This window comes from Aeromonas sp. R7-1, assembly GCF_040908115.1.
Classification (GTDB): Bacteria; Pseudomonadota; Gammaproteobacteria; order Enterobacterales; family Aeromonadaceae; genus Aeromonas; species Aeromonas caviae.
In genome coordinates this window covers 37,792-58,295 of record NZ_JBFODD010000032.1, presented here as the reverse complement: position 1 = coordinate 58,295, position 20,504 = coordinate 37,792, and the positions used below count along the sequence as shown (strand labels likewise).

At 63.3% G+C, this 20,504-nt stretch carries 20 protein-coding genes; 11 read left to right on the top strand and 9 right to left on the bottom strand.

All coding sequences use genetic code 11. From position 1 onward, the window contains the following. Position 1: 1 nt before the first annotated feature. Complete coding sequence (locus AB5Y51_RS07310) at positions 2-1,090, bottom strand: LysM peptidoglycan-binding domain-containing protein (RefSeq protein ID WP_227263118.1); 1,089 nt, start codon at positions 1,088-1,090, stop codon at positions 2-4. 108 nt (positions 1,091-1,198) lie between these two features. Here AB5Y51_RS07310 and def point away from each other — a divergent pair, with 108 nt between their 5' ends. The 5 genes from def (at position 1,199) to AB5Y51_RS07285 (ending at position 7,008) form a co-directional block, all read left to right on the top strand. Next, positions 1,199-1,711: a peptide deformylase gene (def, locus tag AB5Y51_RS07305; protein ID WP_010672507.1), complete on the top strand. Its 513-nt coding sequence runs from the start codon at positions 1,199-1,201 to the stop codon at positions 1,709-1,711. Between the two features lie 12 nt (positions 1,712-1,723). After that, positions 1,724-2,668, top strand: coding sequence for a methionyl-tRNA formyltransferase (fmt, locus tag AB5Y51_RS07300; RefSeq protein ID WP_042015233.1), 945 nt, complete (start codon positions 1,724-1,726; stop codon positions 2,666-2,668). A 60-nt stretch (positions 2,669-2,728) separates the two neighbouring features. Continuing rightward, entirely contained in the window at positions 2,729-4,021 is a 1,293-nt protein-coding gene (gene rsmB / locus AB5Y51_RS07295) for a 16S rRNA (cytosine(967)-C(5))-methyltransferase RsmB (RefSeq protein WP_368178224.1), read from the top strand. Positions 4,022-4,095: 74 nt separating this feature from the next. Further along, positions 4,096-5,472: a Trk system potassium transporter TrkA gene (gene trkA / locus AB5Y51_RS07290; RefSeq protein ID WP_010672504.1), complete on the top strand. Its 1,377-nt coding sequence runs from the start codon at positions 4,096-4,098 to the stop codon at positions 5,470-5,472. Positions 5,473-5,565: 93 nt separating this feature from the next. Next, on the top strand, positions 5,566-7,008 hold the full coding sequence (locus AB5Y51_RS07285; RefSeq protein ID WP_010672503.1) for a TrkH family potassium uptake protein: 1,443 nt from the start codon (positions 5,566-5,568) through the stop codon (positions 7,006-7,008). A gap of 82 nt (positions 7,009-7,090) precedes the next feature. On the opposite strand, the gene rmuC is transcribed toward AB5Y51_RS07285, so the two are convergent. Together rmuC and AB5Y51_RS07275 are read right to left on the bottom strand one after the other, a co-directional pair. Continuing rightward, complete coding sequence (gene rmuC / locus AB5Y51_RS07280) at positions 7,091-8,422, bottom strand: DNA recombination protein RmuC (protein WP_368178223.1); 1,332 nt, start codon at positions 8,420-8,422, stop codon at positions 7,091-7,093. Next, positions 8,419-8,634, bottom strand: a complete 216-nt coding sequence (locus AB5Y51_RS07275; protein WP_010672501.1) for a hypothetical protein — start codon at positions 8,632-8,634, stop codon at positions 8,419-8,421. Before AB5Y51_RS07275 ends, rmuC begins: the two co-directional genes overlap by 4 nt. Before the next feature lie 137 nt (positions 8,635-8,771). On the opposite strand from AB5Y51_RS07275, the gene AB5Y51_RS07270 reads away from it, so the two are divergent. Then, positions 8,772-9,284, top strand: coding sequence for a ferredoxin-type protein NapF (locus AB5Y51_RS07270; RefSeq protein ID WP_010672500.1), 513 nt, complete (start codon positions 8,772-8,774; stop codon positions 9,282-9,284). 52 nt (positions 9,285-9,336) lie between these two features. Here the strand turns inward: AB5Y51_RS07270 and AB5Y51_RS07265 are convergent, their stop codons facing one another. From AB5Y51_RS07265 to AB5Y51_RS07240, 6 genes are all read right to left on the bottom strand, one after another. Beyond that, entirely contained in the window at positions 9,337-9,789 is a 453-nt protein-coding gene (locus tag AB5Y51_RS07265) for an Rrf2 family transcriptional regulator (protein ID WP_010672499.1), read from the bottom strand. A gap of 275 nt (positions 9,790-10,064) precedes the next feature. Then, complete coding sequence (locus AB5Y51_RS07260; protein WP_049636720.1) at positions 10,065-10,904, bottom strand: PfkB family carbohydrate kinase; 840 nt, start codon at positions 10,902-10,904, stop codon at positions 10,065-10,067. A gap of 60 nt (positions 10,905-10,964) precedes the next feature. Then, on the bottom strand, positions 10,965-11,936 hold the full coding sequence (locus AB5Y51_RS07255; protein ID WP_041212153.1) for a LysR substrate-binding domain-containing protein: 972 nt from the start codon (positions 11,934-11,936) through the stop codon (positions 10,965-10,967). 153 nt (positions 11,937-12,089) lie between these two features. Next, positions 12,090-12,818 carry a glutamine amidotransferase gene (locus AB5Y51_RS07250; RefSeq protein WP_010672496.1) on the bottom strand — a complete coding sequence of 243 codons (729 nt, stop codon included), beginning with the start codon at positions 12,816-12,818 and terminating at the stop codon, positions 12,090-12,092. Positions 12,819-12,901: 83 nt separating this feature from the next. Next, on the bottom strand, positions 12,902-14,398 hold the full coding sequence (locus AB5Y51_RS07245; protein ID WP_039039524.1) for a CoA-acylating methylmalonate-semialdehyde dehydrogenase: 1,497 nt from the start codon (positions 14,396-14,398) through the stop codon (positions 12,902-12,904). Between the two features lie 98 nt (positions 14,399-14,496). Beyond that, entirely contained in the window at positions 14,497-15,825 is a 1,329-nt protein-coding gene (locus AB5Y51_RS07240) for an aspartate aminotransferase family protein (RefSeq protein ID WP_045522440.1), read from the bottom strand. A gap of 171 nt (positions 15,826-15,996) precedes the next feature. Between AB5Y51_RS07240 and AB5Y51_RS07235 the strand changes: the two genes are divergently transcribed. From AB5Y51_RS07235 to AB5Y51_RS07215, 5 genes are all read left to right on the top strand, one after another. Next, positions 15,997-16,539, top strand: a complete 543-nt coding sequence (locus tag AB5Y51_RS07235; RefSeq protein ID WP_010672493.1) for a cupin domain-containing protein — start codon at positions 15,997-15,999, stop codon at positions 16,537-16,539. Positions 16,540-16,789: 250 nt separating this feature from the next. Then, the gene (locus AB5Y51_RS07230; RefSeq protein WP_039039526.1) at positions 16,790-18,286 is read left to right on the top strand and encodes an aldehyde dehydrogenase; all 1,497 of its coding nucleotides are present in this window, start codon (positions 16,790-16,792) and stop codon (positions 18,284-18,286) included. Positions 18,287-18,411: 125 nt separating this feature from the next. Next, a complete protein-coding gene (locus tag AB5Y51_RS07225; RefSeq protein WP_010672491.1) occupies positions 18,412-18,585 on the top strand; it encodes a hypothetical protein in 174 nt (57 codons plus the stop codon). A 122-nt stretch (positions 18,586-18,707) separates the two neighbouring features. Then, positions 18,708-19,604 carry an EamA family transporter RarD gene (gene rarD, locus AB5Y51_RS07220; protein ID WP_039039527.1) on the top strand — a complete coding sequence of 299 codons (897 nt, stop codon included), beginning with the start codon at positions 18,708-18,710 and terminating at the stop codon, positions 19,602-19,604. Positions 19,605-19,660: 56 nt separating this feature from the next. Further along, positions 19,661-20,464 carry an AraC family transcriptional regulator gene (locus AB5Y51_RS07215; protein WP_049636721.1) on the top strand — a complete coding sequence of 268 codons (804 nt, stop codon included), beginning with the start codon at positions 19,661-19,663 and terminating at the stop codon, positions 20,462-20,464. Positions 20,465-20,504 lie beyond the last annotated feature (40 nt).

Here is a 20,504-nt window from a genome sequence, read left to right as displayed (position 1 = left end):
GTCAGAAATTACTGACCTGATAACCAGAGCCGACCAGATCCTGACTCTGCAGGATAAGACCGTAACTCAATTTGTCGTAGACCTTGAACAGCATGACTCTGGCAACGGCCTCGGCAGGCAGCGATGACTTGCCGGCAGAATAGAACGCCTTGTCATAGACGGATGAATATTCCCGGTATGACACCTTGCCATTCTTGTCCACCATCTCGGCTCCCGGGCGCAGGATCTCGAGCACATCGCCCGGGGCCACCTGATCACGCTCCCCCTTGTTGATGAGTACCACATCAAACTTGCCCCCACCATGTACCTTGCTCGGCAGCTCGATCACATAGCCGGGGGAAATGGAAGGTGCCGCCTTTGGCATGAACACGGCAGAGATGCTCTCCTGCGACGGCAGCGGCATCACCTTGTCGCCCTGATACACCTCACGCCGGTTATGGGTCAGCGTCACTTTGGTGGTGTCGTGGGCAAGGTACTCCTCTGCCCGCACCGTGCCGACAAAAATTGCCTCCTGACCGAGCGACTCGCCGGTATGCTTGTCCTTGTATGCCACCCCCGGGCGATAGAGGCCATAACTCTGGCCCGGATTCAGGGCTCCTTTCACATAGAGAATGTCGCCCTCCAGCATCCCGACATGCTTGTCATTGTTGCCGAGCACATAGGGCAGGTCCTTGCTCTGCTGATTGTTGGCCAGAATGTGGTCGGTCTGCAGGAAGGGCGCTATCTCACTCAGAGGCAGGGTCGGTATGGGATTGGCCTTGTTTTCATAGCGGTTCTTGGGCGAGAGACGGATGACCTGCTTGCCCCCCTGACTGGCTTTGCCGAGCCGAGGCTCACCATTGACCCAGCTCAGGTGCAGCACGTCACCGGGATAGATCCAGTGGGGATTGGCGATCTGCGGATTGATGTTCCAGAGGCGTGGCCAGAGCCAGGGTTCGGCCAGATACTGGCCCGAGATGTCCCAGAGGGTGTCCCCTTTTTGCACCACATAAGTCTCGGGGTAACCGGATTTGAGCGTCAACTGCTGTGCCATGGCGCCACCGGCCAGGGCTGTCGCCAGGCAGGCGACGACGATTTGCTTCAGATACATAACACTCCCTGTTACTTCTGCACGCAAAGTGTTGCTGTTTTTTGTCGGCGTAAATGACTAGAATTACGTCAATATTGACTGCGTTTATATGAAACTAAAGAAAAAATTATGGCCATTCTAGATGTATTGCGTTTCCCCGATGAGCGTCTGCGCACAGTCGCGGCCCCTGTCGAAGCCTTTACACCCGAGTTACAACACATTGTAGATGATATGTTCGAAACCATGTACGCGGAGGAAGGCATCGGCCTGGCTGCGACCCAGGTCGACATTCATCAGCGCATCATCGTCATCGATGTCTCCGAGAACCGCGAAGAACAGCTGGTGTTGATCAATCCGGAGATCCTGGAGCAGTCCGGCAGCACCGGCATCGAAGAGGGCTGCCTCTCCGTGCCCGGCAACCGTGCTCTGGTTCCGCGCGCCGAGTGGGTCAAGGTCAGGGCGCAAGATCGCCACGGCAACACCTTCGAGCTGGAAGCGGACGATCTGCTCGCCATCTGCATACAACATGAGATGGATCATCTGGTCGGCAAGCTGTTTGTGGATTACTTGTCCCCGCTCAAGCGCCAGCGCATTCGTCAGAAGCTGGAAAAGATGGCCCGTGAAGATCGCAAAGTCCTCTGAGGATCCGCTCCATTGAACAAGCTGAAACTGATTTTTGCCGGTACCCCCGACTTCGCCGCCCGTCATCTGGCGGCGTTGTTGTCTTCCGGCCACGAGGTCGTCGCCGTTTATACCCAGCCGGACAAGCCCGCCGGTCGCGGCCAGAAGCTCACTGCCAGCCCGGTCAAGGAGCTGGCGCTGGCCCACGATCTGCCGGTCTATCAACCTGCCTCCCTGCGCAATGAAGCGGCGCAGGCCGAACTGGCCGCTCTGGGTGCCGATCTGATGGTCGTCGTGGCTTATGGCCTCATCCTCCCCAAGGCGGTGCTCGATACGCCGCGTCTGGGTTGCATCAACGTGCACGGATCCCTGCTGCCGCGCTGGCGCGGTGCCGCCCCGATTCAACGCTCCATCTGGGCGGGGGATGCCGAAACCGGCGTCACCATCATGCAGATGGACGTGGGGCTGGACACCGGCGCCATGATCCGCAAGGTAACCTGCCCCATCGCCAGTGATGAGACCTCTGCCAGCCTCTATGACAAGCTGGCCGGTCTGGGCCCGCAGGCACTGGTCGATACCCTGGACGCCATGGCTGCCGGCGACACCGCCGCCGAGCCCCAGGACGATGCGCTGGCCAACTACGCCGAGAAGCTCTCCAAGGAAGAAGCCCGCATCGACTGGTCGATGGACGCCGTTGCCATCGAGCGCTGCATCCGTGCCTTCAACCCCTGGCCCATCAGCTGGTTCGACGTCGCCGGACAGACCGTCAAGGTGTGGCAGGCCGAGGTCGTCGCACAGGATCACGGCCAAGCAGCCGGTACCCTGCTCAAGGCCGACAAGCAGGGGATCGAGGTTGCCACCGGTCAGGGGGTGCTGCGCCTGCTGACCCTGCAACCTCCCGGCAAGAAGGCCATGTCCGTTTCGGATCTGCTCAACTCTCGCCGCGACTGGTTTGAACCTGGCACGCAACTGATTTGATCTGGATTGAATTGACACAAGCGGGGCCCTGGCCCCGACTTGTGCATCTAAGGTAACGCTATGAAAACACGCGCACAGGCTGCTCTCGTCATTCAACAGGTGCTGGATCAGGGTCAATCTCTCTCCGCCGTTCTGCCTGCTGCCCAGGAGAAGGTCGCCCCTCGCGATCGCGCCCTCCTGCAAGAACTCTGCTACGGCACCCTGCGCTGGCTGCCCCGCCTCGATGCGGCGGTCAGCGAGATGATGGACAAGCCGCTCAAGAACAAAAGCCGCATCTTCCACTACCTCATTCTGGTCGGCCTCTACCAGCTCATCTATACCCGCATTCCGGCTCACGCCGCCGTGGCCGAGACCGTCAACGCCGTCAAGCTGCTCAAGGGCTCTTCCCTGCGCGGCCTCATCAACGGCGTACTGCGCAACTTCCAGCGCAGCGCCGAAGTGATCCTGCTGCGCATCGACCGCGTCCCCAGCGTCCGCCTCGGCCACCCCGAATGGCTCACCAAGCGCCTGCGTCAGGCCTATCCCGATGACTGGGAGTTCATCATGGAGGCGAACAACCAGCGCCCGCCCATGTGGATCCGCAACAACAGCCAGCGCCAGAGCCGCGAGGCCATGCTGGCCCGCATGAGCGAGGCGGGCATCCCGGCCATGGCCGGTGTGGAAGGGGAAGATTGCATCCTGCTGGAGCGCCCCTGCGACGTGACCAAGCTGCCCGGCTTCGAGCAGGGTGACTGCTCGGTGCAGGACGGTGCCGCCCAGCAGGCCGCCGCCCTGCTCGATCCCCAGCCGGGCGAGTGGGTGCTGGACGCCTGCGCCGCCCCCGGCGGCAAAACCGCCCACCTGCTGGAACGCCAGCCGGCCCTTGCCGGCGTGGTTGCCGTCGACGCCGACGACAACCGCCTCAAGCGGGTGCAGGAGAACCTGGATCGTATCGGCCTTCAGGCCCAAGTGATCCACGGTGATGCCAGCACGCCGGATCTGTGGTGGCCACGGGGGCAGTTCGACCGCATCCTGCTGGATGCCCCCTGCTCCGCCACCGGCGTCATCCGCCGTCACCCCGACATCAAGTGGTTGCGCCGGGATCAGGACATCCGCGAGCTGGCCGAGCTGCAACGCCGCATTCTCGACGCCCTCTGGGGCAAGCTGAAGCACGGCGGCACCCTGCTCTACGCCACCTGTTCCGTGTTGCCGGAAGAGAACCGGGAGCAGATCCGCGCCTTCCTGGCCGATACCCCGGATGCCCGCCTGGTGCCGTTGCATGCAGAAGACACCCCGGCCTGTCCGGGTCGCCAGTTCCTGCCCGGCGAGGCGGAGATGGACGGCTTCTACTATGCCAAGCTCATCAAGCTGTAGGCCGAACCGGCGGATGGCAGGCCCGGTGACGGGCCGCCTCATTACGAAGCAACAACCTTGAGTAAGATGGCCTTATGAAAATCATCATTCTGGGCGCAGGTCAGGTGGGTGGCACCCTGGCCGAGAATCTCGCCGGCGAGAACAACGACATCACCATCGTCGACACCGACAGCGAGCGCCTGCGCGAACTGCAGGACAAATTCGACCTGCGGGTGGTGAACGGCCACGGCGCCCATCCCAGGGTGCTGCGCGAAGCCGGCGCCCAGGATGCCGACATGCTGGTCGCCGTCACCAACAGCGACGAGACCAACATGGTCGCCTGCCAGGTCGCCTACTCCCTGTTCAACACCCCGAACAAGGTGGCGCGCATTCGCTCCCCCGCCTATCTGGTGGAGCGGGATCGCCTGTTCCTGCCCGAATCCGTCCCCGTGGACCACCTGATCGCCCCGGAGCAGCTGGTGACCGACTACGTGCGTCGCCTGATCGAGTATCCGGGGGCGTTGCAGGTGGTGGATTTTGCCGACGGCAAGGTGGGCCTAGTGGCGGTCAAGGCCTATTACGGCGGCCCCCTGGTGGGCAATGCGCTCTCCACCCTGCGGGAACACATGCCCAACATCGAAACTCGGGTCGCCGCCATCTTCCGCCAGGGGCGCTCCATCCGCCCCCAGGGCACCACCATCATCGAAGCCGATGACGAGGTGTTCTTTGTGGCCGCAGCGGGCCATATCCGCGCCGTGATGTCGGAACTGCAACGCCTCGAGAGCCCCTACCGGCGCATCATGATCGTCGGCGGCGGCAACATAGGCGCCGGTCTCGCCCGCCAGCTCGAGAAGCGCTACAGCGTCAAGCTCATCGAGCGCAACCAGAAGCGGGCGGAGCAGCTCTCCGAGCATCTGGAACACACCATCGTCTTCTGCGGCGATGCGGCGGATCAGGAGCTGCTGGCGGAGGAGCACATCGACCAGATCGACGTCTTCATCGCGGTGACCAACGAGGATGAGGCCAACATCATGTCGGCCCTGCTCGCCAAGAAGATGGGGGCCAAGAAGACCATGGTGCTGATCCAGCGCGGCGCCTACGTGGACCTGGTACAGGGCGGCTCCATCGACATCGCCATTTCCCCCCAGCAGGCCACCATCTCTGCCCTGCTGACCCATGTGCGCCGTGCCGACATCGCCAACGTCTACAGCCTGCGCCGCGGGGCGGCCGAAGCCATCGAGGCGATCGCCCACGGGGACGAGAACACCTCCAAGGTGGTGGGCAAGACAGTGGGCGAGCTCAAGCTGCCCCCGGGCACCACCATAGGCGCAGTGGTGCGCGGTGACGAGGTGCTGATCGCCCACGATCGCACCCAGATACAGCAGGATGACCACGTGGTGATGTTCCTGGTGGACAAGAAGTACATCCCGGAAGTGGAGCGTCTGTTCCAGCCCAGTCCCTTCTTCCTGTAAGCCGGCCATGTCTCTGGCAACGGTATCCGGACCCGGCCCTTTTTCTCAGGAAAGGTCCGGGTCTTTTTTCAATCAACGACCAGGTTATCTTGCATGATCAAGCTGCATCCCATCGTCTTCACGCTCGGGCTGGTACTCTCCAAGCTGGCGCTCTTCATGTGGCTGCCCACCCTGCTGGCCCTGCTGACCGGTTCGGAAGGTTTCGTCGAATTTCTCAAGTCGGTCTTGATCACCCATGGTGCCGCTCTGCTCTGCCTCCATTACGGTCGCAAGGCAGAGTTTCACCTCGGCGTGCGGGAAATGTTCCTGCTCACCACCTCGGTCTGGGTGGTCGCCTGCGTCTTCGGGGCCCTGCCCTTCGTCTTCATCACCCATATCGACTTTGCCGACGCCTACTTCGAGACCATGTCGGGGGTCACCACCACGGGATCCACCGTGCTGTCGGGGCTGGACGGCATGGCCCACAGCATCCTGCTGTGGCGATCCATCCTGCAGTGGCTGGGCGGGGTCGGCTTCATCGTGATGGCGGTGGCGGTGCTGCCCTACCTCAACGTCGGTGGCATGAAGCTGTTCCAGACCGAGAGCTCCGATTGGTCCGACAAGAGCGCCCCCCGCGCCAAAACGGTGGCCAACAACATAGTGCTGGTCTATCTGGTGCTCTCCATGCTCTGCTTCCTCGCCTACTGGGTGAGTGGCATGAACCTGTTCGAAGCGGTCAACCACGCCATGACGACCCTCAGCACCGGCGGCTACTCCACCTCCGATCAATCCATGTCCCACTTCTCCCACGCGGCGCACTGGATAGGCACCCTCTTCATGTTCCTCGGTGGCCTGCCCTTCCTGCTCTATGTGCAGGCCCTCTCCCGCCGTGACAACAGCCTGTTCAAGGATGCCCAGGTGCAGGGCTTCTTCTGGCTGATCGTCTGGGTGACCCTGGTCGTCACCTTCTATCTCTGGGTGAGAGACATCTACGGCTTCATGGATGCCTTGCGCATCAGCAGCTTCAATATCGTCTCCGTGCTCACCACCACGGGTTTCGGACTCGGCGACTTCGGCACCTGGGGCCCGCTCACCACCATTATCTTCATCATCCTGCTGGCACTCGGCGCCTGCTCCGGCTCCACCTCGGGCGGGCTCAAGATCTTTCGGGTCCAGGTGGCCTTCGCCCTGTTCAAGAAACAGATGCGCCAGCTGATGCACCCCTCCGCCGTGTTTCCCCAGAAGTACAACGGCCGTCCGGTCAACGACGCCATCATCCGCTCCCTGATCTCCTTCGTGCTGGTCTACTTCGCCATCATCCTGCTCATCGCCGCCCTGCTCGCCGCCATCGGGCTGGACCCCCTGACCGCCATCTCGGGCTCCATCACCGCCGTGGCCAACGTGGGCCCGGGCATGGGGCCTGTCATCGGTCCCAGCACCAACTTCGCCAGTCTGCCGGATGCGGCCAAGTGGATACTGTCGTTCGGCATGCTGCTGGGACGCCTCGAGATCCTGACGGTGGCTGTGCTCTTCTTCCCCTCCTTCTGGAAGCAATAAGCAGCCGTCCAGGCTGTTGCATGAAACGAAAAGGGCAGCCAATGGCTGCCCTTTTCGTTGTCCCGGCGAATGACGACTCCCCTCAGTCCGCCGACTCCTCTCGCTCCAGCGCCCGGTCCACCAGCGCGTCCGGCAAGGGCTTGGTCACCTCGACCCCCAGCTCGCGAAAGCGCTCGGCCTGGGCGATCAGGTTGCCACGACCGTTGACCAGCCGCCCCATCGCCTTGTCGTAGCTCTCCTGCGCCTTGTGCAGGCTGCCCCCCATCTGCTGCATCTCCTCCACGAACAGCCGCAGCTTCTCGTAGAGGCGGCCGGCCCGCTCCGCTATCTGGCGCGAGTTCTGGTTCTGCCGCTCGTAGCGCCACAGGTTCTCTATGGTGCGCAGGGCCACCATCAGGTTGGTGGGGCTCACCAGCAGGATGTTGTGTTCCAGCCCGTAGCGCACCAGGGAAGGGTCTGCTTCCAGGGCAGCGAGGAAGGCAGGCTCCACCGCCACGAACATCAGCACATAGTCCAGGGTGCGCACCCCGGGCAACTGCTGGTAATCCTTGCGGCCCAGCTCGCGGATATGGTTGCGCACCGAGGCGACGTGCTCCTTGAGCGCCACCGCCTTCTCCAGATCGTCAGCGGCGTTGTACCAGCGCTCATAGGCGGTCAGCGACACCTTGGCGTCGATGATGATGTCCTTTTCCTGGGGCAGGTGGACGATGACGTCGGGCTGGTAGCGCTTGCCCTTGTCCACCTCGATGTTGACCTGGGTGTGGTACTCATGCCCCTCGCGCAGGCCGCACTCGGAGAGGATCCGCGCCAGCACCACCTCCCCCCAGTTGCCCTGCTGCTTGCTGTCGCCCTTGAGGGCCCGGGTCAGCGCCGCCGCCTCTTCGGTCATGCGGGCGTTGAGCTCGGCAAGGCGCTCCAGCTCGAACTTGAGGTTGTGGCGCTGGGCCGTCTCCTGGGCGTGGGTCTCTCCCACCTGGCGGCGAAAGCCCTCGAGCTGCTCCTTGAGTGGAGTGAGCAGGAGATCCATGCTGTTCTGATTCAGTTCGCGGAAGTTTCCAGCATTTTGTTCAAAGATACGATTGGCGAGGTTCTCGAAGTGCTGGCTGAGACGCTGTTCAGCCTCTTGCTGCAACTGCAACTTCTCGGCGCTGGCGATGCGCTCGCTGCGCAGGGTCGCCTCGGCTTCCTTGAGACGGGCGGTGAGCTTGAGCAGCAGGGTCTGCTGCTGATCCAGCTTCTGCTGAGCCAGCATCTTCTCGTCCTGCAGCGCGTCCCAGCGATCCTGCAACCCCTGATAACGCTCCTCCAGCAGCAGCGCCTCTTCACGGCCGCTGCGCCGCCCCCACCACCAGCCAAACAGCAGTGCCAGCCCGCCAGCCAGCATGGCAGGCCACCAGGTCAGCAGCGGGGTCATCGGCGCCCCCGCTGGCGCAGGAAGAGTTCGAGATAGCGGTTGAGCAGCAACCAGATCAGCACATAGAGCAGGTAGGCCGCCAGCACCACCCACTTGTGGCTGTTGACCCCGGTATCCAGTTCACTGAACTCGATACCCTTGAGATGGCAGTAGGCCCACATCAGCAGGGGGAAGACATAGAGCAGAGAAGCACGCCACAGAAATAGCCACATGAGTTCATTCAATCCCGCAAAAAGACCCGCCTAGCTTACACAAGGGCAACCCGGCTTGCGATCCTGCCCGCCGCTATTCTCTGGCTTGCCGGCCTAAAACTGGATAAAATTAACCCCTAATAGGTATAGAGGTGGGCATGACGCATTTTTTCTGTCGCTGGCTGGCACACGCATGGGGGAGCCCCCGCAGACCCGAGGTGGTCTGCCATGAGGCACGCCCGCCCTGGGCCATCGACGAGTCCCAGTTCCTCACCCTCTGCACCCGTTGTGGCGACTGCTTCAAGGCGTGTCCCAACGGCCTCATCAAACCTGCCGATCGCCCCGAATATGACGGCAGCCCCATCGCCGGTACCCCAGTGCTGGATCTCGCCTGTGGCCAGTGCAGCTATTGCGGCAGCTGCGCCAGAGCCTGTCCCACGGGCGCACTGGATCTCTGCCTCGGCCGCCAGGTGCAGACCCGGGTCAGGATAGAGGCGAGCTGCCAGGCCCGTCAGGGCTACTACTGCCTGCTGTGTGAAGATGCCTGCCCCCAGCAGGCGATCAAGGTCGGCAGCGAGGGAGTGACCGTCAACATGGCCGCCTGCGATGGCTGCGGCGCTTGCGGCCTCGCCTGTCTGCACGGAGCCATCACCCTTGTGCCCCAGCTCTGATCGCTGGCAATGACAGAGGGGCCCGCAGGCCCCTCTGTCATTCACCGTGGCATCATGCCATGGTCAGGATATTATCCTGCTCTATACCGAGAAGGTGGCACAGACGAGTGGGATCCCGCACCGCATCCGCCAAAGTGTACTCCCCCAGCACCTCCAGGAAGGCGTGCATGGCGCGGCGTAGAATGCCCTGGATGCGGCAGCCCCCGGAGAGACGGCAGTTTTCGCGCTTGCAGTCCACCGGGCAGAGCACGTGCTCCATGTCCATCACCACATCGCGCAGGTTGATGGAGACGGCGGCACGGCCGAGGCGGATGCCCCCATGCTTGCCACGCACCGTCTCGATGTAACCCTTGATGCCGAGCTGATGCACTATCTTGACCACGTGATTGCGGGAGATGGCGAAGGTGTCGGCCACTTCCGTGATGGTCGACAGGCGATCACCGGGCTGGATGGCCAGGAAGGTCAGGGTACGCAGGGCGTAGTCGGTAAATCGTGTCAGTTGCATGGTCGCACTTGCCTCTTACTACAAGCCAGAAATCAGGACGACAGCCGGTGGCCAAAGAGGGGGTCTGCACATGCGTGTGCACGGGATGGGCTTCTTCGACCGAGTCGTGAAGTCACAAGGGTAAGAGCAGCCCGGGCGGGTGTCGACGAAGATGTACATAAATCGACACTTTCTTTGATTGATCGCAAACTTGCCGCCTCAGCGAGGGGTTTTGGCGGTTTCCGTCGACAAACCCCCACCTCCTCTGCCATCGCCGGAGCCGTTGTCCGGCGAGTTCAGTGGGGCTGTTTCAGCCAGTTGCGCAGCGCCTGGGAGGGGATGGAGCTCTCGGAGGCCACCGCGAAGGCGCCCCAGTCCACGGCGCACTGCAACGCATCGGCCATGGCCATGCCCCGCGCAAGACCGTGGATGAGGCCGCCCGCGAAGGCATCCCCCGCCCCCGTGGTATCCACCACGGAGACCGGTCGCGCCGCCACCCTGACCTGCTCCTCCCCGTGAATGGCCACGGCGCCCGCCTTGCCCTCGGTCAGCACCAGCCATTCAAGCTGCTCCCCTGCGAGCTGGCGGGCATGCTGCCAGAGGTCGCTCACCTCGCCGAGATCGGAGCGGGAGGCCACCAGCACGTGGCAGGGGCGGCGGGCCTGCCCCCCCTTGGGATACTGGGCCACTACGAAACTCTTGGCGAGCATCTGGCGCATGTAGCCCACGATGGCGGTGCCCGGATAGTTCACATAGAGGCAATCCACCCCTTCGGTCGGCAGATCCCCCGGCAGATCCGGACGACGTGGGCGCCTGAGAATGGTGCGCTCACCGGTGGCGTCCACCAGCACCAGCAGCTCGCCGGTCTCGCCGCCAAAGCGTTCCACATGGCTGCAATCCAGGCCGTATGAGGCCGCCTGCTCCAGCAGCCAGTCACCGGTGTCGTCCAGCCCGACCCGGGAGGCGATGATCACCTCGTGCCCCGCCCACACCAATCCGATGCCGGTATTGGCGGCGCCGCCGCCGAGCCTGCGCCCCTGATCCACGTATTGCAGCCGCGCCCCCGCCACCAGGGGTTCGGCCAGGGAGAGCACATGATCACAGTTGAGATTGGCGAGCAGCAGGATGCGGGACATGGAAACCTCGGCGGGAGGAGGCCGACACCCCGGGGTGCCGGCACAGAAACGGAAGCGGGATCAGTAGACGGGCAGCTCCACCCCTGACAGCAGCTCGTCGATGCGCGCCTGGGTCGGCTGCTGCATCACGTTCTGGATCATCTCCTTGGTGAGATGGGGGGAGAAAGAGCTGATGAAGTCATACATGTAGTTCTGCAAGAGGATGCTCTTGCTGAAGCAGATCTGGGCCGGGCAAGGCTCGAACAGGTGCTCCAGATTGATGGCCACGAGGCCGGGGGCATCGCTATCGTTGGCAACCAGGGAGGAGATGATGCCGATGCCAAAGCCCAGCTCCACGTAGCGCTTGATGACGCCGGCATCCATCACCGTCATGTAGTAGTTGGGAGTGAGGCCGGCCGCCTGGAACACCCTGTCCTGCACCTGACGCCCGGTGGCGCCGCTCTCGTAGCTCAGGATGGGATACTGGCAGAGCTGCTCTAGGGTCGGCTTCTTCACCTTGGCCAGGGGGTGCTCCTGGGGCACCACCAGGGAGAGGGTCCAGAGGTAGGCGGGCAGCGCGATCAGCTCCTTGTCGAAGCCTATCTCGTGGGCCACGATGGAAAAATCCGAGTATCCCTTGCTGATCTGTTCCTTGGTGGCGGACATCACAGGATGCAGGTGGAACGAGATCTTGGGGTACTTTTTGGTGAAGTAGGTGACGCTTTTCGGCAGCAGGTAGCGGGCGATGGTGTGGGTGGTGTGGATGTTGAGGGTGCCCACGGTCGGATCCAGGTACTCCCGGGAGATGGCCTTGATCTTGCTCTCGATATTGAGCATGGCCTCGGCACACTTGATGATCTCCTCCCCCACCGGGGTGATCCGGTGCAGGTGCTTGCCGCGGCGCTCGAAGATGCGCACCCCCAGCTCGCTCTCCAGCAAGCCGATCTGCTTGCTCACCCCAGGCTGGCTGGTATAGAGCGCATCGGAGGCAACGGAGACGTTGAGATTGTGGTCCCGCACCGCGATCAGATACTTCAACTGCTGTAGTTTCAAGGTTGCCCCCTCACAGACTGACGCGGCGCTCGTCGATGGACTAGGCCGCCAAAAATGGCGGCCAGTGTATCATCCGGACTGGGCATATCGCCGCTTGATCCTTCATTTTGCTACAAAATCTAGCATCAGCGCGGTGGATATGACAAACGGGGTTCAGCGCGCGTCGGCCCCGATCGGCAGGATGCCGAGGAACTGCAGCAGCCACTGCATCATGGTGGCGGAATCCACCTCCCCTTCCAGGGAAGAGAGACTGCTCTGGTAATGTGCATCGGGCAGCCTGTCCCGTCGCCGCTCGATCAGGGCCCGGTTGTACGCCACCGAGAATTCCGGGTGCCCCTGGATGGCGACGATGTGATCCCCCTGCAGGAACATGAAGTTGGGGCAGAAGTCGTTGCCCGCGAGCAGGGTCGCCCCCGGCGGAAGCTGCTCCACCTGATCCTGGTGGCTTGCCAGGATGCGGATGGTGTCCAGACCCGGCGCCATCCAGGGTTTTGTCGTCTGCATGGCATGGACCGACACCCCCAGCCCCCACCCCTTGGTGGACTTCATTACCTCCCCTCCCAGCGCCTGGGCGATCACCTGGTGGCCGAAGCAGACCCCGGCCAGCTTGACGTTGGCATCGTGGGCCCGGCGGATCCAGTCGCGCAGCGCCAGGATCCAGGGGATGTCGCTGTAGGCATCGTGGCGCGAGCCGGTGATGAGCCAGGCATCGCATTCGGTCAGATCCGGGGGCAGATCGCCGTCGAGGGCGGACCAGACCCGAAATTCCAGCTCGGGGGCCAACGCCCGGAAACCCTTGATAAACATCTCGGAGTAAACGGGACCAAAATCCCCCACCAAATCGGGGTCCAGCCGGTCACAATCGAGAATACCCAGTCGCATCTGTTACTCCTTGACAGAAGCGCCCCCGCAGACCGGCGGCCTGCGGGGGCAAGAGATTAAAGCCATGGCAGCGAGCCGGGGGCTCACTTCATGGTCGGCATGGAGAACTCGGCGCCGGCGCGCAGGCTCTGGGGCCAGCGGGCGGTCACCGTCTTCATCCGGGTGTAGAAGCGCACCCCATCCGGCCCGTGCATGTTGAGCGGCCCGAAGATGGACCGTTTCCAGCCACCGAAGCTGTGAAACGCCATGGGCACCGGAATGGGAACGTTCACCCCTACCATACCGACCTGAACCCGCGTGGTGAAGTCCCTTGCGGTATCTCCGTCACCGGTGAAGATGGCGGTGCCATTGCCGTACTCGTGTTCGTTGATGAGGCGCAGGGCCGTCTCGTAGTCCGGGGCCCGCACGATGGCGAGCACGGGGCCGAAGATCTCCTCCCGGTAGATGCGCATCTCGGGGCCGACCCGATCGAACAGGCTGCCCCCGATGAAGTAGCCCTCGCCATGGCTCAGGCCCCGGCCATCCACCACCAGCTCGGCCCCCTCGGCCACTCCCTGATCCACGTAGCCGCGCACCTTGGCCAGGTGTTCCCGGCTGATGAGGGGCCCCATCTCGTTCTCCGGACTCTGACCGAGACCGGGGCCGACCCGAAGGGCCGCCACCAGGGGCGAGAGCTTCGCCACCAGGGCATCGGCGGTCTCGTCACCCACCACCACGGCCACCGAGATCGCCATGCAACGCTCGCCCGCCGCGCCATAGGCGGCCCCCATCAGGGCGGAAACCGCCTGATCCAGATTGGCATCCGGCATGACCACCATGTGGTTCTTGGCGCCGCCCAGGGCCTGCACCCGCTTGCCGTGAGCCGAGGCGGTGGCATAGATGTACTGGGCGATGGGGGTGGAGCCGACAAACGACACGGCACCGACCCTCGGGTCGGTCAGCAGCACGTCCACCACCTCCTTGTCGCCGTTGACCACGTTGAGCACCCCGTCCGGCAGGCCCGCCTGCTTGAGCAGTTCGGCCATGCGCAGAGAGAGGGACGGATCCTTCTCCGAGGGCTTGAGGATGAAGGTGTTGCCGCAGGCCAAGGCCACCGGGAACATCCAGAGCGGCACCATGGCAGGGAAGTTGAACGGGGTGATGCCGGCGCAGACCCCCACCGGCTGCATCATGGAGTGACTGTCCACCCCGCGGCCCACGTTGAGAGAGTGCTCCCCCTTGAGCAGGTGGGGAATGCCGCAGGCAAACTCCACCACCTCCAGCCCCCGGGTCAGCTCCCCCTGGGCGTCGGAGAAGACCTTGCCGTGCTCGCGGCTGATGAGCTGGGCCAGCTCGTCCCTGTGCTGCTCCATCAGCTCCTTGAAGCGAAACAGCACCCGGGCCCGCACCAGCGGCGGGGTCTGGGACCACTCCCCAAAGGCGCGCTCGGCGCAGGCAATCGCCTCGGCACACTCATCGGCCGTGCTGAGAACGACGGAGCCCTGCTGCTGGCCGGTGGCCGGATTGAAGATGGCACCGAAACGCTCGCTGCGACTCTCGGTCGTCTCGCCGTCGATGAAGTTGTCGATCCTGTAACTCATAAATCCTCCGTGATGGGTCATCCGTCCTCCCCTCGCCGCGCCGGGGCAGCACAGGGGGATGACGCCCGGGACGAGCGCCATCCTGTGTGATGTGGGGGTCAGTCCTGGGCCTGCAGGGCGTCCTGCAGCAGGGTGAAGAGATCGTCTATCTGGCTGCGCTCGATGATGAGGGGAGGCGACAGGGCGATGATGTCGCCGGTCACCCGGATAAGCGCCCCCTTCTCGAAACAGCGCACGAACACCTCGTAGGCCCGCTTGCCCGGTGCATCGGGCATGGATTCGAGCTCGATGCCCGCCACCAGGCCGTAGTTGCGCACGTCCTTCACGTGCTTGCAGCCCTTGAGGGAATGGGCAGCCTCCTCCCAGTAGCCCGCCAGCTCGGCTGCCCGGGTCAGCAGATTTTCGCTCCGGTAGATCTCGAGGGTGGCCAGACCCGCCGCCGCCGCCACCGGGTGGCCGGAGTAGGTGTAGCCGTGGAACAGCTCGATGGCCCCCTTGCCCGCCGCCATCATGTCGTCATAGATATGGTTTTGCACCAGCACGGCCCCCATGGGGATGGCGCCGTTGGTGAGCCCCTTGGCGCAGGTGATCATGTCGGGGATGACGTCGAACTCCTGGGCGGCGAAGGGGGAGCCGAGGCGGCCGAAACCGGTGATCACCTCGTCAAAAATCAGCAGGATGCCGTGTTTGGTACAGATCTCCCGCAGCCGCTTGAGATAGCCCTTGGGGGGCATGATGACCCCGGTGCTGCCGGCGATGGGCTCGACGATGACCGCCGCGATGTTGCTGGCGTCGTGCAGGAAGACAATCTTCTCCAGTTCATCGGCCAGGGTGAGGTCTTCTGCTGGCAATCCCTTGGTGAACGCATTTTTCCCTATGTTGAGGGTGTGGGGCAGATGATCCACCCCGGTCAGCAGGGAGCCGAACCACTTGCGGTTGCCGGGAATGCCCCCCACCGAGATGCCGCCAAAACCCACCCCGTGGTAGCCGCGCTCGCGGCCGATGAGCCGGGTACGGGTCCCCTGGCCGCGAGCCCGCTGCCAGGCCAGCGCAATCTTGAGCGCGGTGTCCACGGACTCCGATCCGGAGTTGGTATAAAAGACGTGACCGAATCCCTTGGGGGCGATCTCCACCAGCCGGTTGGCCAGCTCGAACGGCAAGGGGTGGCCCATCTGGAAGGTGGGGGCAAAATCGAGGTGGGAGATCTGCTGGGAGACCGCCTCGGCGATCTCGCGCCGACCATGGCCTGCGTTGCAACACCAGAGTCCGGCAGTGCCATCCAGTATCTTGCGGCCATCCTCTGAGTGATAATACATCCCCTCTGCCGACTTCAGGATGCGCGGCGCCGCCTTGAACTGCTGGTTGGCGGTGAACGGCATCCAGAATGCGGACATGTCGGGGGTATTGATGTCGCTGACAGGTTTCATGGTCACCTCATCCTTAAGGCGTTTAGTAACACCCGGCTCATGCCTATTAAATTAAACACCTGAATCCATAAAAAAGGGCTTTTATCGCCCGGCTTGGTGTCACCCCTCAGGGGTGGTATAAGATATTTAACACAATTTTAATAATAGTAAACAGTCAAGGAGTGTCTATCGATGGATATCGGTCACCGCCTCAAGGCGGTTCGCACCAAGGCGGCCCTCTCCCAGCGCGAGCTGGCAAAACGCTCCGGTGTGACCAACGGCTTTATCTCCCAGATCGAGAAAAATCAGGTGAGCCCCTCGGTGGCCTCCCTGCGCAAGGTGCTGGAAGGCATCCCCATGTCATTGGCCAGCTTCTTCACCGACGAGACGGAGATGGATTCCGAGGTGATCTTCCGTGCGGACGACATGCCGGATCTCGGCACCCACCCCATCAGCTACCGTCTGGTGGGTCACAGCCGCGCCAACCGCGCCATCGGCATGATGCAGGAGATACTGCCCCCGGGCGCCGACACCGGTGACGACATGCTGAGTCACGAAGGGGAAGAGTGCGGCATCGTCATCCGGGGTCAGGTGGAAGTCACGGTAGGCGAGCAGGTTCACCTGCTGGCACCGGGGGATGGCTACTACTTCGACAGCCGCACTCCCCACCGTTTTCGCAACGTGGGGGATCAGGAGTGCGTGCTGATCTCGGCCAACACGCCCGCCAGCTTCTGACGGGCCTTCTCCCGTAACAGCCCGCCGGGATCCCCCCTGCCCAGCCCAGGGATCAGGCCAGCGACACGGGCTCCCGCCCCGCCGCGCGACCCCCGACACCACAGGCCAGGGCGCCCAGTTTGCCCCGCCGTTGGCCCGGGTTGTTCGGGGTCAGTGTTTAATGAATTGTTACAAGATGGATTTACAAGCGGCAGGATGTTTAGCATATTGATACGCGGAGACTGACTTTCTGCCGGTTCAAGGAGTGAACATGAGTGACCTGACCCTGGCCCAGTGGCAACACAAGGCCGCCCATCTGACCCTGCCCTCGCAAGCCTTTATCGACGGCACCTACCGGGATGCCGTCAACGGCGCCACCTTCGATTGCATCAATCCGGCCAACGGCCAACTGCTGACCAGGGTCGCCTCCTGCGACGCCGCCGATGCCGAGCTGGCGGTCAAGGCGGCCCGTGCCGCCTTCGACGACAAGCGCTGGTGCGGCCTCTCTCCAAAGCAGCGCAAGCTTATCATGCAGCGCTTCGCCGAGCTGATGCGCCTGAACCTGGTGGAGCTGGCACTGCTGGAGTCGCTGGATATGGGCAAGCCCATCGGCGACGCCATGGGGTATGACGCCCCCGCCGCCGCGAACTGCATCGCCTGGAACGCCGAGGCGATAGACAAGATCTACGATCAGGTCGCCCCGGTGGAAGAGTCCGCCCTGGCCCTGGTGACCCGCGAGCCCCTCGGTGTCGTGGCCGCCATCGTGCCCTGGAACTTCCCCCTGGTGATGGCCTGCTGGAAGCTGGGCCCGGCGCTCGCCACCGGCAACTCGGTGATCCTCAAACCCTCCGAGAAATCCCCCCTCACCGCCCTGCGCATCGCGGGTCTGGCGAAGGAGGCGGGCATCCCCGACGGCGTGTTCAACGTGCTGCCGGGCTTTGGTCACACCGTGGGCGAGGCGCTGGCCATGCACATGGACGTCGACTGCATCACCTTCACCGGCTCCACCAAGATCGGCAAGCACCTGGTGCAGTGCTCCGGCAAGTCCAACCTCAAGCGCGCCTTTATGGAGTGCGGCGGCAAGAGCCCCAACATCGTGCTGGCGGATGCACCGGATCTGGATGCCGCCGCCCGCAGCGCCGTCGGCGCCATCTTCTACAACCAGGGGGAAGTGTGCACCGCCGCCTCCCGCCTGCTGGTGCAAAACAGCATCAAGCCCCAGTTCATGGAGCGGCTGCTGGCCCACGCCCGCGAATGGATCTCGGCCAACCCGCTCGACCCCACCACCCGCATCGGCGCCATGGTGGACCACATCCAGATGGAGCAGGTCCTCAACTACATCGCCATCGGCCAGCAGGAGGGCGCCAAGCTGCTGCTGGGGGGCAAGCGCACCCAGCCCGAGGAGGGCGGCTACTACATCGAACCCACCATCTTTGACGACGTGACCCCGACGATGCGCATCTTCCGCGAGGAGATCTTCGGCCCCGTGCTGGCGGTGACCGGCTTCGACACCCTGGAAGAGGCCATCGCCCTTGGCAACGACACCGACTACGGCCTGGCGGCCGCCATCTGGACGGCGGATCTCAACCAGGCGGTGAAGGGCTCCCGCGCCCTGCGCGCCGGCACCGTCTTCGTCAACAACTGGGATGGCGGCGACATGACCATGCCGTTTGGCGGCTTCAAGCAGTCCGGCAACGGGCGCGACAAGTCCCTGCACGCCCTGGAGAAGTACACCGAGCTGAAAAGCACCTGGATCCAGCTCGAATAACGTCATAAATGACGCTTATCAACAAAACAGGGGGGAGAAATCCCCCTTTCTCATTTTTACTCTTTTATCCCCTCGCTCAATCGATATAATCGTCAAATAGCAAGCCATTAAATTTAAAGATAAAAATGCTGTTTTTTCTGGGAAGTGTACTGTTTCTGGTGGTGGGACTGCCGCTGTTGTTCTTCGTGCTGGGCCAGGGGGAAGCCTATGTCACCTGGGGCCCCTGGATCTCCGCCATCGCCCTCATGCTGTGGCTGCTGATGGACGTGGAGAAGATCCGCCGCGGGGGCGGTCGCTGAAGTCGCTCCTGCTGTTAAAATCCCGTCAGACCCATTTATTGTCTTCTTTCCCTGCAAAAGGATCGCTACACTGACTTTTTGCGATGTTTCCCGACATCCGCACTCCAGTGAAGGTTATCCGCATGCAACAACAGATCCAGCGCCAGGGCGTCCTCTATGCCCTCGGCGCCTACACCCTTTGGGGCCTGGCACCCATCTACTTCAAGTCCCTCTCCGCCGTGCCGGCCGCCGAGATCCTGACCCACCGCATGATCTGGTCCTGCGCCCTGCTGATGGTGCTGGTGCTGCTCGGACGCCAGTGGCACAAGGTGCAGGCGGTGCTGCGCCAGCCCAAGGTGCTGCTCACCCTGGCCTTCACCTCCGTCACCGTCGGCGGCAACTGGCTGCTGTTCATCTGGGCCATCAACAACGGCCACATGCTGGATGCGAGCCTGGGCTACTACATCAACCCCCTGTTCAACGTGCTGCTCGGCATGGTGTTTCTGAGCGAGAAGCTGCGCCGCCTGCAGTGGTGGGCGGTGGGGCTCGCCTTTGTCGGTGTCGCCGTCCAGCTCATCGCCTTCGGCTCCCTGCCCTGGATAGCCCTGGTGCTGGCCTCGAGCTTCGCCATCTACGGCCTCATTCGCAAGAAACTGGCCCTGGACGCCCTCACCGGCCTGCTCATCGAGACCCTGATCATGCTGCCGCCAGCCGCCTTCTATCTGTGGGGCATCGCCGACAGCCCCACCAGCCACCTCACCCAGAATGACTGGCACCTGAACCTGCTGCTCATCGCCGCGGGCGCCGTCACCACGGCCCCCCTGCTCTGCTTCACCGCGGCGGCCACCCGGCTCAAGCTCTCCACCCTGGGCTTCTTCCAGTACATAGGCCCCAGCCTGATGTTCATCCTGGCGGTGACCCTGTATGGCGAGGCGCTGGCGCTGGACAAGATGATCACCTTTGGCTGCATCTGGAGCGCCCTGGTGCTGTTCAGCCTGGATGGCCTGCGCAGCGGCAAGCGGCGCCAGGAGGTCGGCTGAGGCGCCAGCGCAATAATCTACAAGCCAAGGGGCCGCTTTCGGGGTATCAATAGGGGATGAACGCACCCCAATCCCGCATCCACTACTGGCAATCCCGGCTGCTGCCGGGGGTTGAACTCTCCCACTCCCACCACAGGGAGTTCAGCTATGGCCGCCACGTGCATCTGGACTACCACATCGGTCTGGTGCAGCGGGGCGGCCAGAAGTTCATCCACAAGGGGAACAGCCACAACCTGGTGCGCGGCGAACTCTCCACCGTCAACCCGGACGAGATGCACGACGGCCTCAGCCTGCTGCCGGAAGGGTACGAGGTGCGGGTCTTCTCCATCGCCCCCGAGCAGCTGGCCCGCTGGCTGCCGGAACACCCCGAGCCCTTTTTCCACCAGGGATTGCAGAGCCGCCCCGACCTCTATCAGGGCTTTGCCCGCCTGCACATGCACCTGGACGGCCCTTCCCCCGACGGCCTGCTGGCGGAGAGCCAGTTGCTGGCCCTACTGGGCGAACTGTTCCGGCTCGCCCCCGAGCGCCACGCCCTGGCGGATCCCCAGCTCAGGTTCCTGCGCGACCATCTGCTGGCCCGGCTGGACGAGCGCCACACCCTGGAGGACCTGGCCGCCCTGTTCGGGCTGGATCGCTTCGCCTTCCTCCGTCAGTTCAAGAAGAAGACCGGCATGACCCCCTATGCCTGGCTCAAGCGGCTGCGCCTCGAACAGGGCAAGCGCCTGCTCGGCAGCGGTCTGCCGGTGAGCGAGGTGGCACTGGCGGTGGGCTTCTTCGATCAGAGCCACTTCCACCACGGTTTTCGTCAGGCCTTCGGGCTCACCCCGGCGGAGTATCGCCAGCAGATGCTGCCCGCCTGAATCGTCGCCGCTGCAATCTTTTACAATCTCCCGTCCCCCG

Excerpts from the sequence above, each read along its gene's own strand:
- AB5Y51_RS07265 (WP_010672499.1), bottom strand. The coding sequence starts at position 9,789 with ATGCAACTGACACGATTTACCGACTACGCCCTGCGTACCCTGACCTTC.
- AB5Y51_RS07260 (WP_049636720.1), bottom strand. The coding sequence starts at position 10,904 with ATGTCCCGCATCCTGCTGCTCGCCAATCTCAACTGTGATCATGTGCTC.
- AB5Y51_RS07285 (WP_010672503.1), top strand. The coding sequence starts at position 5,566 with ATGATCAAGCTGCATCCCATCGTCTTCACGCTCGGGCTGGTACTCTCC.
- AB5Y51_RS07250 (WP_010672496.1), bottom strand. The coding sequence starts at position 12,818 with ATGCGACTGGGTATTCTCGATTGTGACCGGCTGGACCCCGATTTGGTG.
- AB5Y51_RS07225 (WP_010672491.1), top strand. The coding sequence starts at position 18,412 with ATGCTGTTTTTTCTGGGAAGTGTACTGTTTCTGGTGGTGGGACTGCCG.
- AB5Y51_RS07235 (WP_010672493.1), top strand. The coding sequence starts at position 15,997 with ATGGATATCGGTCACCGCCTCAAGGCGGTTCGCACCAAGGCGGCCCTC.
- AB5Y51_RS07275 (WP_010672501.1), bottom strand. The coding sequence starts at position 8,634 with ATGTGGCTATTTCTGTGGCGTGCTTCTCTGCTCTATGTCTTCCCCCTG.
- def (WP_010672507.1), top strand. The coding sequence starts at position 1,199 with ATGGCCATTCTAGATGTATTGCGTTTCCCCGATGAGCGTCTGCGCACA.
- AB5Y51_RS07230 (WP_039039526.1), top strand. The coding sequence starts at position 16,790 with ATGAGTGACCTGACCCTGGCCCAGTGGCAACACAAGGCCGCCCATCTG.
- rmuC (WP_368178223.1), bottom strand. The coding sequence starts at position 8,422 with ATGACCCCGCTGCTGACCTGGTGGCCTGCCATGCTGGCTGGCGGGCTG.
- AB5Y51_RS07215 (WP_049636721.1), top strand. The coding sequence starts at position 19,661 with ATGAACGCACCCCAATCCCGCATCCACTACTGGCAATCCCGGCTGCTG.
- trkA (WP_010672504.1), top strand. The coding sequence starts at position 4,096 with ATGAAAATCATCATTCTGGGCGCAGGTCAGGTGGGTGGCACCCTGGCC.
- AB5Y51_RS07270 (WP_010672500.1), top strand. The coding sequence starts at position 8,772 with ATGACGCATTTTTTCTGTCGCTGGCTGGCACACGCATGGGGGAGCCCC.
- rsmB (WP_368178224.1), top strand. The coding sequence starts at position 2,729 with ATGAAAACACGCGCACAGGCTGCTCTCGTCATTCAACAGGTGCTGGAT.
- AB5Y51_RS07310 (WP_227263118.1), bottom strand. The coding sequence starts at position 1,090 with ATGTATCTGAAGCAAATCGTCGTCGCCTGCCTGGCGACAGCCCTGGCC.
- AB5Y51_RS07240 (WP_045522440.1), bottom strand. The coding sequence starts at position 15,825 with ATGAAACCTGTCAGCGACATCAATACCCCCGACATGTCCGCATTCTGG.
- AB5Y51_RS07245 (WP_039039524.1), bottom strand. The coding sequence starts at position 14,398 with ATGAGTTACAGGATCGACAACTTCATCGACGGCGAGACGACCGAGAGT.
- rarD (WP_039039527.1), top strand. The coding sequence starts at position 18,708 with ATGCAACAACAGATCCAGCGCCAGGGCGTCCTCTATGCCCTCGGCGCC.